This is a genomic window from Variovorax sp. RKNM96 (assembly GCF_017161115.1).
Classification (GTDB): domain Bacteria; phylum Pseudomonadota; class Gammaproteobacteria; order Burkholderiales; family Burkholderiaceae_C; genus Variovorax.
In genome coordinates, this window is record NZ_CP046508.1 from 5,145,821 (window position 1) to 5,161,484 (window position 15,664).

The window sequence follows — 15,664 nt, forward strand, 5'->3', positions numbered from 1 at the left end:
ATCGTTCAGTCCCCGCCGCCTCCGCCGCAGCCACCTCCGCAACCCCCACCCCCATCGCTGCCGCCAGAGTCCCCGCCCCCGCCATCACCGCCGCTGCTCGATTCACTGCCGCCGAAACCATCGGCATCCCCCGAGCTGCCACCATCCGACGAGGACTCGCCGAACTCGCTGCCGCACTGCGCGGTCGAACCGTTGTGCCGATCGATCGCCTTGCAATCGGGCACGTATTCAAAGCCGCCCGGAATCGCGAACTTGATGTCCAGCGCGAACAGCAGCGGCAGGCGCGCGGGCTTGCGCGGATCGATGCTCTCTTCCTTGCACGCCCAGTACCAGGTGCGGCGCAGGCCATCGTTGCGCTTGGGGTCCTTGCCCAGCACCTCGGCCGGGCTGTGGTGCAGCATGCCGCCGAAGGCCGCCTTGCACCAGTTCTGGTAGCCCTGCGTGTGCAGGATGAACTCGTGCCAGGCGGTGTCGACCACCTTCGAGGGCATGGCGACGAACTTGCGGTCGCTGCGCAGGTGCGCCATGAAGAATTGGCGCAGGCCCCGCAGCACCAGCTCGGCGTCGCGGCGGCTGAGTTGCGGATGGGCTTCCCGCAGCTTGCCGATCAGGAAAGGCGGCAGCCGCGCCTCACGGATGAACTGGCGGCGCAAGCTCACTTCGATGCGGCTCAGGAGCGCCGCGAAGCAGAAGGCCGCAAGGAACAGCAGCACCGATCCCCACCAGCGCGCCGGCACCAGGAACACCGAGGCGATGCCCGCCACGATGACGATGCGCTGCGCCCATACCAGCGTCGCAATGCGCCGCCGGTAGTTCAGGTGCAGAAAGTCGAGATCCATCGCTTTGTCAGACCACCACCGGCTCCGGCTCCAGCCGGATGCCGAAGCGCTCGTACACGCTGGTCTGGATGGCCTTGGCCAGCGTCATCACCTCGCCGCCGGTCACCGGGTTCTCGCTGCCGCCGCGGTTGACCAGCACCAGCGCCTGCCGCTCGTACACGCCGGCATTGCCGACCGACTTGCCCTTCCAGCCGCAGGCATCGATGAGCCAGCCGGCCGCGAGCTTGATGCTGCCATCGGCCATCGGGTAGTGAACGATCTTGGGGTCGCGCGCGATGATGTCGGCGCACTGCTCGGGCGTGACCGTCGGGTTCTTGAAGAAGCTGCCGGCGTTGCCCAGCACACGCCAGTCGGGCAGCTTGGCGCGGCGGATGGCACAGACCCAGTCGAAGATGTCCGTGGCGCTCGGCGTGAAGTTGCCGGTTTCTTCCATCTTGCGTTCGAGGTCGAGGTAGCCGACCACCGCCTTCCAGGGCTTGGGCAGCCGGAAGCGCACCCGGGTGATGAGCGCCCGGCCCGCGAGGCCGAAGTCGTTCGGGCCACTGCGCACATGCTTGAAGACCGAATCGCGGTAGCCGAAGGCGCATTGGGCCGCATCGAGCGTGAAGCTGCGGCCGGTGTCCAGGTCGATGGCATCGAGCGATTCGAAGCGGTCCTGCAGCTCGACGCCGTAGGCGCCGATGTTCTGCACCGGCGAGCCGCCCACCGTACCCGGAATGAGCGCCAGGTTTTCGAGGCCGGGGTAGCCGTTGCGCACCATCCATTCGACGGCGTCGTGCCAGATCTCGCCTGCGCCCGCTTCGACGATCCAGGCCCTCGGCGTCTCCTCGACCAGCCGCAGGCCCTTGATTTCCACCTTGAGCACCAGCGGCTTGACGTCGCCGGTCAGCACGATGTTGCTGCCGCCGCCCAGCACGAAACGGGGGGCGCCCTGCCAGTCCGGGCCGGCCAGGAGCTCGGCGATGTCGGCCTCGTCCGTGATGCGCGCCAGGCGCTGCGCGCGCGCGACGATGCCGAAACTGTTGTACGGCTGCAGGGGGACGTTGTGCTCCACGATCATGGGAGAATTGTCGCATCCAGCCCAAGTGAATTCAGGAGAGCCCATGCCGTCTTTCGATACCGTCTGCGAGCCGAATCTGCCCGAAGTGAAGAATGCGGTCGAAAACACCGCCAAGGAAATCGCGACGCGCTTCGATTTCAAGGGCACCGCCGCCGCCGTCGACCTCAAGGACAAGGAAATCACCATGATCGGCGATGCCGAGTTCCAGCTCGTGCAGGTGGAGGACATCCTTCGCAGCAAACTCACCAAGCGCAGCGTCGACGTGCGCTTCCTCGACAAGGGCGACGTCCAGAAGATGGGCGGCGACAAGGTCAAGCAGGTCATCAAGGTCAAGAGCGGCATCGAGAGCGAGCAGGCCAAGAAGATCACCCGCATCGTCAAGGACAGCAAGCTCAAGGTGCAGGCCGCGATCCAGGGCGACGCGGTGCGCATCACCGGCGCCAAGCGCGACGACCTTCAGGCCGCCATGGCGCTGATCAAGAAGGACGTGCCCGACATGCCGCTGTCGTTCAACAACTTCCGCGACTGATCCTCATGAAACCCCTCGCCTTTGCGACGGCAGCGTGTCTTCTGGCTGCCGTGGCGGCGGCGCACGCTGCCAGTTCGGTGATGCTCACCGGCACCATCGGCAGCCGCGCGATCCTGATCGTGAACGGCGCACCGCCCAAGACGGTGGCGGTCGGCGAGAGTTTCCAGGGGGTCAAGCTCGTGTCACTTCAGGCCGAACAGGCGGTGGTCGAACTCGAAGGCAAGCGGGTCAACCTGCGCATGGACACGCCTGTGAGCATCGGCGGTGGCGGGAGTTCGGGGGGTGGCGGCAACCGCATCGTGCTGCCGCCCGACAGCCGCGGTCACTACATGACGCAGGGTGCCATCAACGGCAAGTCGATCACCTTCATGCTCGACACGGGTGCCACGACGATCGCCCTGTCGGCCGCCGACGCCCAGCGCATCGGGCTCGACTACAGCAAGGGACAGATCGTTCAGATGAGCACCGCCAACGGCGTGTCCCAGGGCTACAGGTTGCGGCTGCAGTCGGTGCGCGTGGGTGATGTCGAGGTCTACGACATCGACGCCATCGTCACGCAGCAGCCGATGCCCTACGCGCTGCTGGGCAACAGCTTCATCAACCGCTTTTCCATGCGCCGCGACGCGGACCAGATGGTCCTCGAGAAGCGGTACTGAAAAACGTCAGGCCGCAGCAGCGGTAACGACGATCTCGATCTTGTAGGCCGCATTGGCCATCTTGGCCTGCACCGTCGCGCGCGGCGGTGTGTTGCCGGCCGGAATCCACGCGTCCCACACCTCGTTCATCGCCGTGATGTCGGTGATGTCGGCCAGGAAGATCTGCGTCATGAGGATGCGCGACTTGTCGCTGCCGGCCTCGGCCAGCAGGCGGTCGACCATGGCGAGCACCTGGGCGGTCTGGCCGCGGATGTCCTGCGAGGTGTCGTCGGGCACCTGGCCGGCGAGGTAGATGGTGCCGTTGTGCACGGCCGTCTCCGAGAGGCGCGGGCCGACGTGAAAGCGGGTGATGTTTGCCATGATGTTCTTCAAGCCTTTTTCTTCGAGCCGAGTTTCGACTCCGTGCCGGCCGCGAGCCGGCGGATGTTTTCGCGGTGCCGCCAGATCAGCAGCAGACTCATGATGATGATCGCAATCAGCACTGTGCGGTCGAGCGGCCATGCAATGTTGCCGCCCAGCAGGTAGTAGGCCGGCGCGAAGAAGGCCGCCACCAGCGACGACAGCGACGAATAGCGGAAGAAGACCGCGATGATCAGCCAGGTGGCACCGGTCGCAAGCCCCAGCCAGGGCGCGATGCCCACCAGCACGCCCGCCGCGGTGGCCACGCCCTTGCCGCCCTGGAAGCCGAAGAACACCGGGTACAGGTGGCCCAGGAAGGCCGCGAGGCCCGCCACGGCGGCCACGCCATCGCCCAGGCCCCACTGCGCGCCGTAGTGGCGGATGAAGAACACTGGCAGCCAACCCTTGACCGCATCGAGCACCAGCGTGGCCAGCGCCGCGCCCTTGTTGCCCGAGCGCAGCACGTTGGTCGCGCCGGGGTTGCCGCTGCCGTAGCTGCGCGGATCGGCCATGCCGAGCGACTTGCTCACGATGACCGCGAACGACAGCGAGCCGATCAGGTACGACGCCACGATGGCGATGAGGGATGGCAAATGAAAGCTCAAGGGGGCGCTCCGCGGGGACGGTTGTTTTTATCGGATGAAGACGACAGCGTGCCGTCTTCAGGTCTCGGGCGGCGATTGGATCACAACGTACTGCTTGCGGAACTCGAAGCCCCGGTCGGGCCACTGCGCCACATAGGCGCGCAAAGCCTCCGCACCCGCGGGCCAGTCCTCGCCGTTGACGCGGCAATCGGCCTGCACCTCGCCTTGCGCATCGCGCGCGGCATAGAGGCGAAGGCCGTAGACGCCATCGGATTCGATCTGCGGCTTGTAGGCGTCCCAGGTGTTGGTGAAGAGGCAGCAAGGGCAGAACGGGTGTTCTTCTTCCTCGGTCGCGTTGCGCTCGGCCTGGTGCGCGACCGGCCCCAACAGCACGCGCCGCTGCCGGCTGTGGGCCTGGCCCTTCCTGGGCTCCCATTGCATCTGCAGCGAAGTGCAATGGGCCAGCTCGGCGCTCAGCGCGTCCTTGAACACGACCAGGTCAACCTGTGCCCAGAGATCGAAACCCCGGGTCAACGACAAAGCGATGTCATCGCCATACGAATGCTGGTACTCGAAGGTGCCGGCCGGCAGCAGGCTGGCATGCGCCACTTCGATGGTGGTGGAGGTGCGTACGCTGCCATCGTCCGTGGGGTGGTAGCTCGCGATCTGCGGCCACAGCCAGAGCCCTTCATCGGGCAGGAGGAGCCAGCCCTCCTGCTCTCTCACCGCCTTGAAGCCACGGGCGGTCAGCGCCTCGAGCAGAAGCGCGGAGAGATCGAAGACCTCGGTCCACTGCGCCTTGTCGTTCTCGAAGCCGACCTTGAAAACCGGCCCGCCGCCTTTGTTGGCCGCGCAATGGGGCGGAAGGGAACCAGGGGGCGATGACGTCATGGCGCGGCTATTCTGCCAGCGCACACTGCACCGGCACAGCCCCCAGAAGCGCCACGCACACCTGCGGATCGATGCCGATCAGGTAGCCGCGCCGCCCACCGTTGAGAACGATCTTCGGCAGTTCGAGGATGGTCGATTCGACGTACACCGGCATCTCGCGCCGCGTGCCGAACGGCGAGGTGCCGCCCACCATGTAGCCGCTGTGCCGCTGCGCCACCTCGGGCTTGCAGGGCTCGACCGACTTGACGCCGATCTGCCGCGCGAGGTTCTTGGTCGACACCGTGCGGTTGCCGTGCATCAGCACGATGAGCGGCCTGGCGTCCTGGTCCTGCATCACCAGCGTCTTGATGACGGTGAACGGATCGAGCCCGAGCATCTCGGCGCCGCGCTGCGCGCCGCCGTGCTCCATGTACTCGTACGGATGCTCGGTGAAGGCGATCCCGTTCGCCCGCAGCAGTTGCGTCGCGGGCGTTTCGGAAACGTGGACCTTCTTGCCGCTCACGCCGCCGGGTCCCGGATGTCCCAGCGGATCCTGTCGATCTCGGCCAGGATTTCTGGCGACAGCGTGGTGCCGTACGCATCGATGTCCTCGTCCAGCTGCGCCAACGTCCGCACGCCGATGATGGTGCTCGCCACCTGCCACTTGGTGTAGCAGAAGCCCAGCGCGAGCTGCGTCGGCGTGAGGCCGTTGTCGCGCGCGAGCTGGTTGTACAGGCGCGCGGCCTTCAGCGCGTCGGGGCGGCCCCAGCGGAGCTTGCGCACGGATTCGTAGCGGGTGATGCGCGCTTCCTCGGGCGCGTCGGGCCCGGTGATGCCGCTCTTGTCGTACTTGCCGGTGAGAAGGCCGTAGGCGAGCGGCGAATAGGCCAGCAGCGACACGCCCAGCCGGTGCATCGTCTCGTCGAGCCCGTTCTCGGCGCCGCGGCTCGCGAGGTTGTAGACGTTCTGCACCGTCGCCACGCGCGGCAGGCCGTGCTGCTCGGCCAGCCGCACGAACTCGTGCACGCCGTAGGGCGTTTCGTTCGACAGGCCGATCGCGCGGATCTTGCCGGCCTTCACCAACTTGCCGAAGGTCTCCAGTTGCTCGTGGATCGGCGTCTGCGTGACTTCCTTGGCCGGGTCGTAGTAGATGTTGCCGAAGGCCGGCACGTGGCGCTCGGGCCAGTGGATCTGGTAGAGGTCGATGGTGTCGGTCTTCAGGCGCTTCAGGCTCGCGTCGCACGAAGCCACGATGTCCGCGGCCGTCATGCCCACGCCTTCACGCACCCAGGGCGTGTTGCGCAGCGGGCCGGCCACCTTGGTGGCCAGCACCAGCTTCTGGCGCGCGCCGGGGTTGGCGGCGAACCAGTTGCCGATGATGGTTTCGGTGACGCTGTAGGTTTCCTTGCGGGTGGGCACGGAATACATCTCGGCGGTGTCGATGAAGTCGACGCCCCGCTCGAGCGAACGGCTCAGGATGGCGTGGGCGGTGGGCTCGTCCACCTGCTCACCGAAAGTCATGGTGCCGAGGCAGATCGGGGTGACGTGCAGGTCGCTCTGACCGAGTTGGATCTTTTTCATGCGCGGGATGCTACCGCCCTCCCCCGCAACGCGCTGGCCGCGCGGCCAAAGCCCGAGCGCGAGCTGTCGTCTGCCGGACTGCGCGAACTCAGCCCGCTCCTTATCATCGACGCCCATGTACCAAGCCCTCCGTCCCTCGCGCAGCGAATTCGTGCCCGTGCGCAACCTCAGCTACCACGTGCGCCTCTGGGGCCAGCCCTCAACCGAACGACCGCCGCTGGTGCTGGTGCACGGATGGATGGACGTCGCGGCCTCGTGGCAGTTCGTCGTCGATGCGCTGGCCGAAGACCGCTTCATCATCGCCCCCGACTGGCGCGGCTTCGGCCTCACCGACGGCGGCGGCGTCGACAACTACTGGCTCGCCGACTACCTCGCCGACCTCGAATGGCTGCTCGACCACTACACCGGCGAGGGCGACAGCGCACAGCCGGTCGACCTCGTGGGCCACAGCATGGGCGGCAACGTCGCGATGCACTACGCGGGCGTGCGTCCCGCGCGCATCCGCCGCCTCGTCAACCTCGAAGGCTTCGGCATGCCGTTTCGCAAGCCCGATGAAGCGCCCGCACGCTACGGCCAGTGGATCGACGAACTCAAGGGCCTGCACCGCAACGAGAAGGCGCTGGCCAGCTACTCGGCCGTGGACGGGGTGGCCCGCCGCCTCATGAAGACCAACCCGCGCCTGACGCAGGACAAGGCCGATTGGCTCGCGAGCCACTGGTCAGCCGGCCACCTGCAGCCCGACGGCAGCACGCGCTGGCAGATCCTTGGCGACGCGGCGCACAAGATCGTCAATGCGCACATCTTCCGCGTCGATGAAACGCTCGCGCTCTATGCGCGCATCACCGCGCCGACGCTGATGGTCGAGGCCTCCGACGACAGCCTGCAGGGCTGGTGGAAGAGCCGCTACACGCTCGATGAATTCCATGAGCGCCTGAAGTCCGTGCCCTCGGTGCGCATCGAACGCCTGGACGACGCGGGCCACATGCTGCACCACGACCAGCCGCAGCGCGTGGCGCGGCTGATCGAAGACTTCCTGGCCTAGATTTTTTGCGTGGCGCGGCGCAGCGCCGCACGCGCCAGCAACCGCGTGGAGTCCAGCGTCGGCAGCGGCGAATTCGCGTCGCTCATGATCAGCGGGATCTCGGTGCAGCCGAGCACCACCGCGTCACAGCCCTCCTCGTCCTTCATGCGCTGCATCACGCGCTGAAAGGTCGCAATGGCCTCGGGCTTGAAGACGCCGCAGACCAGCTCTTCCATGATGATCCGGGCGATCTCGTCGCGCTCTTCGATGGAGGGGCGGACGTATGCCAGGCCGCGGGCCGAAAGCTTCTCGGGATACACCTCGCTGTCGGTCAACCAGCGCGTGCCCGTGATGCCGATGCGCCTAAAGCCGCGCTGCACAGCTTCTTCCGCAACGCATTCAGCAATGTGCAGCCAGGGCAGCGGCGAACGCCCTTCGATGAACGGCAGCGCCTGGTGGATGGTGTTGTCCGGGCAAACCAGAAAGTCCGCGCCGATCTTCGCGAGCTTGTGCGCGGAGGCGAGCATCACCTCGCCCACGCCGCGCCAGTCGTCGCGGTAGATGTGTTCCATGTAGTCCGACAGGGACGGCGTATGCATCGAGACCTCGGGATGCGCGTGCGGCCCGAGGAATTTCGCGCCCTCCACGCAGATGGTCTGGTAGCAAAGCGATGCGCCTTCGGCGGAGCAGCCGACGATTCCGATGTGTTGGGTCATGGCGGCATCCTACAAAAGGCGCGCCGCCATGCCCAGTCCTGGGACATCGCTCAGGCGTGATCCGATTCGCTGTCCAGGTGCGCCATCTGCGCGGCCGCATAGCGGTCGCCGGCCGCCGCGCCCTTCGGCACGGCGCGCTCGATGGCAGCCAGGTCGTCCGCCGTCAGCGCGACGCCCAACGAGCCCAGCGCTTCTTCCAGCCGCGTGCGCTGCCGCGCGCCCACCAGCGGCACGATGTCGTCGCCCTGCGCCGCCACCCATGCGATCGCGATCTGCGCGACCGTCACGCCCTTGGCATCGGCGATCCTGCGCAGCGCCTCGACCAGCGCGAGGTTGCGGTCGGCGTTCTCGCCCTGGAAGCGCGGGCTGTGCGTGCGGAAGTCCGTCGCGCCCGCACCGCCCTTCTGCCAGTGACCGCTGATGAGCCCGCGCGAGAGCACGCCGTACGCCGTGATGCCGATGCCCAGTTCGCGGCAGGTTGCCAGGATGTCGTCCTCGATGCCGCGCGAGATCAGCGAGTACTCGATCTGCAGGTCGGCGATCGGGTGCACGGCCGCGGCCTTGCGGATCGTGTGCGACCCCACTTCCGACAACCCGATGTGCCGCACGTAGCCGGCCTTCACCATGTCGGCGATGGCACCCACCGTGTCCTCGATCGGCACGCTCGCATCGAGCCGCGCCGGGCGGTAGATGTCGATGTGGTCCACGCCCAGGCGTTGCAGCGAATAGACCAGGAAGTTCTTCACCGCCTGCGGCCGCGCGTCGTAGCCGACCCAGCCGCCGGCCGGATCGCGCATCGCGCCGAACTTCACGCTCACCAGCGCCGCGTCGCGCTGCGAGCCCTTCAGACCCTTGAGCGCCTCGCCGATCAGTATCTCGTTGTGGCCGCTGCCATAGAAATCGCCGGTGTCCAGCAGCGTGATGCCCGCGTCCATCGCGGCGTGGATGGTGGCGATGCTTTCGGCGCGGTCCGAGGGGCCGTACATGCCCGACATGCCCATGCAGCCGAGGCCGAGTGCGGAGACCTGCGGGCCCTTGGCCCCGAGTTGACGTGTGTTCATTGCGGCTTCCTTTTCAAGAGGTCCGGACGCGGTTGCGAACGGCATGGCGCTAGTCTGGAAGAAAGTGACACGTTCGATAATCCGGCCGCCACTGCACGAGCTGTGCAATAAAACGCACAATCCCGCCATGATCGCCCCCGACCTCTCGGATCTCGGCGCCTTCGTCGCCGTCACGCGCGCCCGCGGCTTTCGCGGTGCGGCCGCTTGCGCGGCGTGTCGCCCTCCTCGCTCAGCGAGGCCATGCGCCGGCTCGAAGCGCAGCTGGGCGTGCGCCTCCTGAATCGCACCACGCGCAGCGTCACGCCCACCGAAGCCGGGCAGCGGCTGCTGGACCGCATCGCCCCGTCGCTCGACGACATCGCGGGTGCGCTCGACACGCTCAACAGCTTTCGCGACAGCCCCACCGGCACCCTGCGGCTCAACGTGCCGACGATCGTCGCGCAGCGCGTGTTGCCGCCGCTGGCCAGCCGTTTCCTGATCGCGCACCCCGGGATCACGCTCGAGGTGACAACCAACGACACCTTCATCGATGTGCTCGCAGCCGGCTTCGATGCGGGCATCCGCTATGACGAGAGCATTGCGCGGGACATGATCGCCGTACCCCTGGGCCCGCGCACGCAGCGCTTCGTGGCCGCCGCATCGCCGGGCTACCTTGCGGCGCACGGCACGCCCAAACACCCGACCGACCTGCTGCAGCACGCCTGCATCGGCCACCGCTTTTCGAGCGGCGTGCTCGCGGCCTGGGGCTTCGTGCGCCGGGGCAAGGTGGTGAAGATCACGCCGAGCGGGCCGCTGGTGGCTTCGACGATCGATATCGAGTTGCATGCGGCCGAATCGGGCCTGGGCGTGATCTACACCTTCGACGAGTTCCTGCGCCCTTCGCTGGACAGCGGCGCGCTGTTGCCGGTGCTCGAAGATTGGTGGCAGAGCTTCTCGGGCCCCTTCCTTTACTACCCGAGCCGCACCCACATGCCGGCGCCGCTGCGCGCCTTCGTCGATTTCCTCAAGGGCGAGGCGCCCGCCTGATATCCGGCCAGCGGATATCCAAGCGCGCAAATCTTCGTTCGCGCGGCGCGCACCGCCACCTAGAGTGCCCAACTCCTTTCGCCGCCTCCCGGAGTTGCCGTCATGCCTTCCCTTTCGCGCGCGCCCTCGTGGCTGCGCCGCTCTGCCCCGCTGTTCGGCGGCCTTGCACTGAGCCTGCTCCTGCACGTTTCCGCCCACGCCGACGACCTGCGCGTGGGCTTCATGCCCGGGCCGTACCGCGATGCCTTCACGAACGGCATCGAGCCCCAGCTGAAGAAGCTGGGCTACACCATCAAGTACGTCGAGTTCAGCCAGGGCGTGCAGCCCAACGACGCGGTGGAGCGCGGGCAGATCGACGCGAACATCTTCCAGCACACGCTGTACCTCAACGCCACGAACAAGCAGCAGGGCTTCGACCTCGTGCCCGTGGTGCAGGTGCCGACGCCGCCGATGGGCCTGTACTCGCAGCGCCACAAGTCGCTCGACAAGGTGCCTGACGGCGCGACCGTCACGCTGCCCGCCGACCCGGTGAACGCGGCGCGCGCGCTCAACATCCTCGCGGCCGTCGGCTGGGTGACGTTGAAGCCGGGCGTGAGCCCGCTGAGCGTGTCGGAGCGCGACATCGTCAACAACCCCAAGCGCCTGAAGATCGTTCCGCTGGACGCCGCACAGGCTCCGCGCTCGCTGGCCGACGCCGACCTCGCGGCCGTGCAGGGCAACTTCGCCGTCGCCTCGGGCCTGAAGCTCACCGAGGCGCTCAAGCTCGAAGACATGACGCTGCCCTACGTGAACGTGGTGGCCGTCAAGCGCAGCAACGAGAACGCGAAGTTCGCCAAGGACATCGTGGCCGCCTACCAGTCGCCCGAGTTCCAGAAGTTCTTCAGGGCCAACCCGGTGTGGGCCGGCTACAGGCTGCCGGACTACTTCAACCAATGAGCAATAGCAACAACAGCACCGCACCGCGCAGGCAGCTGCACCTCAACGTCAACATCCTGCATTCGGGCTTCGTGCCCTCGGCCTGGCGCCTGCCGGAGAGCGACCCGTGGGCGTTCGCCGACATCCAGCACTACATCCGTACCGCGCAGATCGCCGAGGCGGCGAAGCTCGATGCGATCTTTCTCGCGGACAACGCGGCCATCGTGGACCAGATCCACTTCCGCCCGATCACCGCGCTGGAGCCCACCATCCTGCTGGCCTGCGTGGCCGCGGCGACGACGCACATCGGGCTGATCGCAACAGCATCCACCAGCTACAACGAGCCCTACAACATCGCGCGCCGTTTCTCGACGCTCGACCATGTGAGCAATGGCCGCGCGGGCTGGAACATGGTGACCACGGCCGACCTGCCCTCGGCCCGCAACTTCGGCCTCGACACCACGCCCGACCACACGAAGCGCTACGCCCGCGCCTCGGAATTCGCCGACATCGTGAAGGCGCTATGGGACAGCTGGGAGGACGACGCCTTCATCGGCGACAAGGCCATCGGCAGCTTCATCGACGCGACGAAGGTGCATGCGATTGCGCACCGCGGCGAGCACTTCGCGGTGCAGGGTCCGCTGAACCTGCCGCGTGCGCCGCAGGGCCATCCGGTGCTGGTGCAGGCCGGTGCTTCGGCCGATGGGCGCGAGCTCGCATCGCGGCATGCGGAAGCCGTGTTCTCGGCCTCGCAGTCGTTCGAAGAATCGCTGGCCTACGCACGCGCCCTCAAGACGCGCGCCGCCGAACTGGGCCGCGGGCCCGATGCGGTGAAGGTGCTCGCCGGCCTTACCACCATCGTCGGCAGCACCGAAGCCGAGGCGCGTCGTCGACGCGACGAACTGGTCGACCTGATCCCGTGGGACTACAGCCTCACGCGCATCGCCGGCACGCTGGGCATCACGCCCGACCGCCTGAAGCTCGACGAGCGCCTGCCCGACAACCTGCCGCTTCCCGGCAATGGCAACGGCAACCACACCTTCTTCAACGCGGTGGTCGCGGCCGGCCGCACGCACGGCTACACGGTGCGCCAGCTGATCCGCGAACTCGCGGGCGGCGGTGGGCATCGCGTGATCGTGGGCACGCCCGAACAGATCGCCGACGACATCGAGCACTGGTTCAAGGGTGGCGCGGCGGACGGGTTCAACCTGATGCCCGATGCGCTGCCGCACGGGCTGCAGGACTTTGTCGATGGCGTGGTGCCGATCCTGCAGAAGCGCGGGATCTTCCGCACCGAGTACGAGGGGCGCACGCTGCGCGATCACCTCGGGCTGGCTCGACCGGGCGGACGAACAGCGCAGCGGCTGGCGGCTTGATGTGTTTCTCCCTCCCCCGCTGGGGGAGGGCCGGGGTGGGGGCACGCGGCCTTTGCATGTGCATGGCTTTTGCAAGCGCCGCTTGCCCCCATCCCAGCCTTCCCCCAGAGGGGGAAGGAGCAACACGACGCACGAGGCCCCGGTCTTTCTTTCACTCTTCCCCGCCGGGGGAAGGCCGCGGCGTCGAACTTATGAGCGGACGCCTTCGAGGCCCGAGCCCCCTTCACTCCTCGTCGGCGTCGTTGCCGGTAAGGGACAGCACCTCTTCGACAAAAGCCTCGAAGAGCGGCAGCGCAGCAGGCAACCCTTCGAGAGATTCCGCTTCTCCCGCATCGAAGAAATGCGGCTTGTCGGAGGGAATGGAAACCCACTCGCCCCCTTCGAACAGCAGCCCCAGGTAGCCGTCGGCAGTCGGCAGATAGAACAGTCCCGCCCCATCAAGCGCACGCTGCCCCTTCTTCGCCTTGCCCCGCCCCCAGCTCACGCCCTGCCCGGCCAGATGCTCGGTGATCCAGCCGTCGCACACGTGCGTGTCGCGCCAGTTGGCTTGGGCATCGAATACGGCGAGCACGGGCATGGGGCGTCCTTTGTCGAGGTTGGATTACTGCAGGAAGCTGGGCTTGGCGTAGCCCTGGAACTTGGTGTCGACCACCGCCTTGAATTCCTTCGAGTGGTAGGCCTCGACGATGTCCTTGGCCCAGGCCGAGTTCTTGTCGCCGGTCTTCACCGCCACCACATTGAGGTAGTAGTCGGGCGTCTTCTCCAGCACCACCGCCTCGTTGAGCTTCAGGCCCGAGGAGATCGCGAAGTTGCCGTTGACGATCGCGTACTCGGTATCGCCCAGCGAACGCGGCAGCTGCGCGGCTTCGAGCGGAATGAACTTGAGCTTCTTCGGGTTCTCGGCCACGTCCTTTTCAGACGCGCGGATCGGGTCCACGCCGGCCTTGATGGTGATCAGCTTGTTCTGCTCCAGCAGCACCAGCGCGCGGGCCAGGTTGCTCGGGTCGTTCGGGAGCGTCACACGGTCGCCCTCTTTCACATCGGCCAGCGTCTTGCGCTTGGTCGAATACACGCCCAGCGGCGCGATCGGGCCCTGCACCAGTTCGGCGAGGTCCAGCTTCTGGTCGGCCGAGAACTTCTTCAGGTAGACCTGGTGCTGGAAGAAATTGGCGTCGAGCGAGCCCTGGGCCAGCGCGAGGTTCGGCTGCACGTAGTCGTTGAACTCGACCAGCTTCACCTTGTAGCCCTTCTTCTCGAGGATGGGGACGATGCCGACCTTGAGTTGGTCGATGTTCGAGCCGGCGGTGCCGCCGATCACGAGGTTCTTCTTGGCGTCTTGCGCCTGGGCCAGCGAGAGGCCGCCGAACGACAGCGCGACGAGGGAAACGGCGAGGACGGAACGGCGCAGCAATGCGGTTTTCATGGAATGAGCAACAGGAAAGAGAAAGGGAGAAAAGAAGGAAATCAACGCTTGTCCAGCCTGCGCGCCGTGGTGTTCCCCACGAATTGCAGGATCTGTACCAGCACCACGAGCAGCGCCACGGTGAGCACCATCACGTCGGTCTGGAAGCGGTAGTAGCCGTAGCGGATCGCCAGGTCGCCGATGCCGCCGCCGCCCACCACGCCGGCGATCGCCGAGTACGAGAGAAAGCTCACCGCCAGCACCGTGAGCGCAAGCACCAGGCCCGAGCGCGCCTCGACCACCAGCACGCGCCAGACGATCTGCAGCTCCGAGGCGCCCATGGCATGCGCCGCCTCGATCACGCCGCGCGGCACTTCGCGCAAGCACTGGTCGACCAGCCGCGCGAAATACGGAATGGCCGCGAACGACAGCGGCACCGCAGCCGCCAGCGGCCCGATGGAGGTGCCCGCGATGATTCGCGTGAACGGCACCAGCGCCACCAGCAGGATGATGAAAGGGAAGGAGCGGACCGTGTTCACGATCCAGTTCAGCACCAGGAACGCCGGCTTGTTCTCCAGCGACTGCCCCGGCCCCAGCAGGAACAGCAGGATGCCCAGCGGCCCGCCGATCAGCACCGCGGCCGAGAGGCCGATGGCCAGCATCATGAAAGTCTGGCCCGTGGCGGTCCAGAGCTCGGGGAGGATGGGGGCGATGTTCTCAAACATAGGCCACCTCCTCTGCATTGCGTGCGGCGGATGCGGACCGCGGCTCGACCGGCAGGCGCGCCTCGCGCTCGCGGCGGCGCACCAGCTCGTCGATCTCGCGGCCCAGCGCGGTCTTGCGCTCTTCGCTCGGCGCATCGACGGCGAACTGTTCCACCAGCCGGCCCTTCTCGAGGATGGCCACGTTGCGGCACAGCACCTCGACCACCGACAGCTCGTGCGTCACGATCACGATGGTCACGCCGATCTTCTGGTTGATGTCGCGCAGCGTCTCGAGCAGCGCGCGGGTGGTTTCGGTATCGAGCGCCGAGGTGGGCTCGTCGCACAGCAGCACCTGCGGGCGCGGTGCCAGCGCGCGGGCGATGGCCACGCGCTGCTTCTGGCCGCCGGAGAGCTGGGCCGGATAGGTATCGATCTTTTCGGCGAGGCCCACGAGGTCGAGGCATTCGCGCACCCGCGTGTCGATCTCGGCCTTGGAATGGCGGCCGTGGATCTTCAGCGGGAAGGCCACGTTGTCGAACACCGTCGCGTTCTGCAGCAGGTTGAACTGCTGGAAGATCATGCCGATGTTCTGGCGCGTGTCGCGCAGCTCGCGGCGCGAGAGCGTGGTGAGGTCGCGCCCGCCGACGAGCACCTTGCCCGCGTCGGGCCGCTCCAGCAGGTTGATGAGGCGCAGCAAGGTCGACTTGCCGGCGCCGCTCTTGCCGATCAGGCCGAACACGTCGCCCTGGTGGATGTCGAGCGAGAGCGACTGCACGGCGTCGAACACCTCGCCGCTGGGCAGGGCAAAGGACTTCTGCACCGATTGAAGACGGATGACCGGCTGCTCCGCGTCGCCGCGGGCCGTATCAGGCGAATGGTTGGTCATGGAAAGGAGGCACGGCCCGCGTGAAAGCAGGTCGCGGAG

Annotated in this window: 18 protein-coding genes and 1 pseudogene; 6 read left to right on the plus strand and 13 right to left on the minus strand. The window is 66.9% G+C overall.

The genetic code is table 11. The annotated features are described in order from the left end of the window. Positions 1-5: 5 nt before the first annotated feature. The gene (locus tag GNX71_RS23750; RefSeq protein WP_206174698.1) at positions 6-839 is read right to left on the minus strand and encodes a hypothetical protein; all 834 of its coding nucleotides are present in this window, start codon (positions 837-839) and stop codon (positions 6-8) included. A 7-nt stretch (positions 840-846) separates the two neighbouring features. After that, positions 847-1,899: a UDP-N-acetylmuramate dehydrogenase gene (gene murB / locus GNX71_RS23755; RefSeq protein WP_206174699.1), complete on the minus strand. Its 1,053-nt coding sequence runs from the start codon at positions 1,897-1,899 to the stop codon at positions 847-849. Between the two features lie 43 nt (positions 1,900-1,942). Between murB and GNX71_RS23760 the strand changes: the two genes are divergently transcribed. Both GNX71_RS23760 and GNX71_RS23765 read left to right on the plus strand, forming a co-directional pair. Next, positions 1,943-2,428 carry a YajQ family cyclic di-GMP-binding protein gene (locus tag GNX71_RS23760; protein ID WP_013542743.1) on the plus strand — a complete coding sequence of 162 codons (486 nt, stop codon included), beginning with the start codon at positions 1,943-1,945 and terminating at the stop codon, positions 2,426-2,428. A 5-nt stretch (positions 2,429-2,433) separates the two neighbouring features. Next, on the plus strand, positions 2,434-3,084 hold the full coding sequence (locus tag GNX71_RS23765; RefSeq protein ID WP_206174700.1) for a TIGR02281 family clan AA aspartic protease: 651 nt from the start codon (positions 2,434-2,436) through the stop codon (positions 3,082-3,084). A gap of 6 nt (positions 3,085-3,090) precedes the next feature. On the opposite strand, the gene GNX71_RS23770 is transcribed toward GNX71_RS23765, so the two are convergent. Genes GNX71_RS23770 through GNX71_RS23790 form a run of 5 tightly spaced genes read right to left on the minus strand, consistent with a single transcriptional unit; the run spans position 3,091 to position 6,518 of the window. Next, positions 3,091-3,444, minus strand: coding sequence for a RidA family protein (locus GNX71_RS23770; RefSeq protein WP_206174701.1), 354 nt, complete (start codon positions 3,442-3,444; stop codon positions 3,091-3,093). A gap of 8 nt (positions 3,445-3,452) precedes the next feature. After that, positions 3,453-4,088, minus strand: a complete 636-nt coding sequence (plsY, locus tag GNX71_RS23775) for a glycerol-3-phosphate 1-O-acyltransferase PlsY (protein WP_206174702.1) — start codon at positions 4,086-4,088, stop codon at positions 3,453-3,455. 57 nt (positions 4,089-4,145) lie between these two features. Continuing rightward, complete coding sequence (locus tag GNX71_RS23780; RefSeq protein ID WP_206174703.1) at positions 4,146-4,958, minus strand: DUF6348 family protein; 813 nt, start codon at positions 4,956-4,958, stop codon at positions 4,146-4,148. 7 nt (positions 4,959-4,965) lie between these two features. Then, entirely contained in the window at positions 4,966-5,460 is a 495-nt protein-coding gene (locus GNX71_RS23785; RefSeq protein ID WP_206174704.1) for an aminoacyl-tRNA deacylase, read from the minus strand. Further along, the gene (locus GNX71_RS23790; protein WP_206174705.1) at positions 5,457-6,518 is read right to left on the minus strand and encodes an aldo/keto reductase; all 1,062 of its coding nucleotides are present in this window, start codon (positions 6,516-6,518) and stop codon (positions 5,457-5,459) included. Before GNX71_RS23790 ends, GNX71_RS23785 begins: the two co-directional genes overlap by 4 nt. Positions 6,519-6,633: 115 nt before the next feature. Here GNX71_RS23790 and GNX71_RS23795 point away from each other — a divergent pair, with 115 nt between their 5' ends. Further along, entirely contained in the window at positions 6,634-7,560 is a 927-nt protein-coding gene (locus GNX71_RS23795) for an alpha/beta hydrolase (RefSeq protein ID WP_206174706.1), read from the plus strand. On the opposite strand, the gene GNX71_RS23800 is transcribed toward GNX71_RS23795, so the two are convergent. Continuing rightward, entirely contained in the window at positions 7,557-8,255 is a 699-nt protein-coding gene (locus GNX71_RS23800; RefSeq protein WP_206174707.1) for an amino acid racemase, read from the minus strand. The two genes, GNX71_RS23795 and GNX71_RS23800, sit on opposite strands and share 4 nt — an antisense overlap. Positions 8,256-8,305: 50 nt before the next feature. Next, positions 8,306-9,316, minus strand: coding sequence for an aldo/keto reductase (locus tag GNX71_RS23805; RefSeq protein WP_206174708.1), 1,011 nt, complete (start codon positions 9,314-9,316; stop codon positions 8,306-8,308). A gap of 127 nt (positions 9,317-9,443) precedes the next feature. Here GNX71_RS23805 and GNX71_RS23810 point away from each other — a divergent pair. The 3 genes and pseudogenes from GNX71_RS23810 (at position 9,444) to GNX71_RS23820 (ending at position 12,633) form a co-directional block, all read left to right on the plus strand. After that, a pseudogene (locus GNX71_RS23810) lies at positions 9,444-10,342 on the plus strand (LysR family transcriptional regulator). Between the two features lie 102 nt (positions 10,343-10,444). Then, positions 10,445-11,278, plus strand: a complete 834-nt coding sequence (locus tag GNX71_RS23815; protein ID WP_206174709.1) for a MetQ/NlpA family ABC transporter substrate-binding protein — start codon at positions 10,445-10,447, stop codon at positions 11,276-11,278. After that, positions 11,275-12,633 (plus strand): LLM class flavin-dependent oxidoreductase, encoded by a 1,359-nt coding sequence (locus tag GNX71_RS23820; RefSeq protein ID WP_206174710.1) that lies wholly within the window; start codon positions 11,275-11,277, stop codon positions 12,631-12,633. Before GNX71_RS23815 ends, GNX71_RS23820 begins: the two co-directional genes overlap by 4 nt. Before the next feature lie 223 nt (positions 12,634-12,856). Here the strand turns inward: GNX71_RS23820 and GNX71_RS23825 are convergent, their stop codons facing one another. Genes GNX71_RS23825 through GNX71_RS23840 form a run of 4 tightly spaced genes read right to left on the minus strand, consistent with a single transcriptional unit; the run spans position 12,857 to position 15,625 of the window. Continuing rightward, positions 12,857-13,210 (minus strand): hypothetical protein, encoded by a 354-nt coding sequence (locus tag GNX71_RS23825; protein ID WP_206174711.1) that lies wholly within the window; start codon positions 13,208-13,210, stop codon positions 12,857-12,859. A gap of 24 nt (positions 13,211-13,234) precedes the next feature. Next, positions 13,235-14,056, minus strand: coding sequence for a MetQ/NlpA family ABC transporter substrate-binding protein (locus tag GNX71_RS23830; RefSeq protein ID WP_206174712.1), 822 nt, complete (start codon positions 14,054-14,056; stop codon positions 13,235-13,237). Between the two features lie 41 nt (positions 14,057-14,097). Beyond that, the gene (locus tag GNX71_RS23835; protein ID WP_042582148.1) at positions 14,098-14,760 is read right to left on the minus strand and encodes a methionine ABC transporter permease; all 663 of its coding nucleotides are present in this window, start codon (positions 14,758-14,760) and stop codon (positions 14,098-14,100) included. After that, positions 14,753-15,625 (minus strand): ATP-binding cassette domain-containing protein, encoded by an 873-nt coding sequence (locus GNX71_RS23840; protein WP_206174713.1) that lies wholly within the window; start codon positions 15,623-15,625, stop codon positions 14,753-14,755. Before GNX71_RS23840 ends, GNX71_RS23835 begins: the two co-directional genes overlap by 8 nt. Positions 15,626-15,664 lie beyond the last annotated feature (39 nt).

Coding starts and splice junctions, on each gene's coding strand:
- GNX71_RS23780 (WP_206174703.1), bottom strand. CDS start 4,958: ATGACGTCATCGCCCCCTGGTTCCCTTCCGCCCCATTGCGCGGCCAAC.
- GNX71_RS23795 (WP_206174706.1), top strand. CDS start 6,634: ATGTACCAAGCCCTCCGTCCCTCGCGCAGCGAATTCGTGCCCGTGCGC.
- GNX71_RS23750 (WP_206174698.1), bottom strand. CDS start 839: ATGGATCTCGACTTTCTGCACCTGAACTACCGGCGGCGCATTGCGACG.
- GNX71_RS23820 (WP_206174710.1), top strand. CDS start 11,275: ATGAGCAATAGCAACAACAGCACCGCACCGCGCAGGCAGCTGCACCTC.
- GNX71_RS23830 (WP_206174712.1), bottom strand. CDS start 14,056: ATGAAAACCGCATTGCTGCGCCGTTCCGTCCTCGCCGTTTCCCTCGTC.
- GNX71_RS23840 (WP_206174713.1), bottom strand. CDS start 15,625: ATGACCAACCATTCGCCTGATACGGCCCGCGGCGACGCGGAGCAGCCG.
- GNX71_RS23835 (WP_042582148.1), bottom strand. CDS start 14,760: ATGTTTGAGAACATCGCCCCCATCCTCCCCGAGCTCTGGACCGCCACG.
- GNX71_RS23760 (WP_013542743.1), top strand. CDS start 1,943: ATGCCGTCTTTCGATACCGTCTGCGAGCCGAATCTGCCCGAAGTGAAG.
- GNX71_RS23800 (WP_206174707.1), bottom strand. CDS start 8,255: ATGACCCAACACATCGGAATCGTCGGCTGCTCCGCCGAAGGCGCATCG.
- GNX71_RS23825 (WP_206174711.1), bottom strand. CDS start 13,210: ATGCCCGTGCTCGCCGTATTCGATGCCCAAGCCAACTGGCGCGACACG.
- GNX71_RS23790 (WP_206174705.1), bottom strand. CDS start 6,518: ATGAAAAAGATCCAACTCGGTCAGAGCGACCTGCACGTCACCCCGATC.
- GNX71_RS23765 (WP_206174700.1), top strand. CDS start 2,434: ATGAAACCCCTCGCCTTTGCGACGGCAGCGTGTCTTCTGGCTGCCGTG.
- GNX71_RS23770 (WP_206174701.1), bottom strand. CDS start 3,444: ATGGCAAACATCACCCGCTTTCACGTCGGCCCGCGCCTCTCGGAGACG.
- GNX71_RS23805 (WP_206174708.1), bottom strand. CDS start 9,316: ATGAACACACGTCAACTCGGGGCCAAGGGCCCGCAGGTCTCCGCACTC.
- murB (WP_206174699.1), bottom strand. CDS start 1,899: ATGATCGTGGAGCACAACGTCCCCCTGCAGCCGTACAACAGTTTCGGC.
- GNX71_RS23815 (WP_206174709.1), top strand. CDS start 10,445: ATGCCTTCCCTTTCGCGCGCGCCCTCGTGGCTGCGCCGCTCTGCCCCG.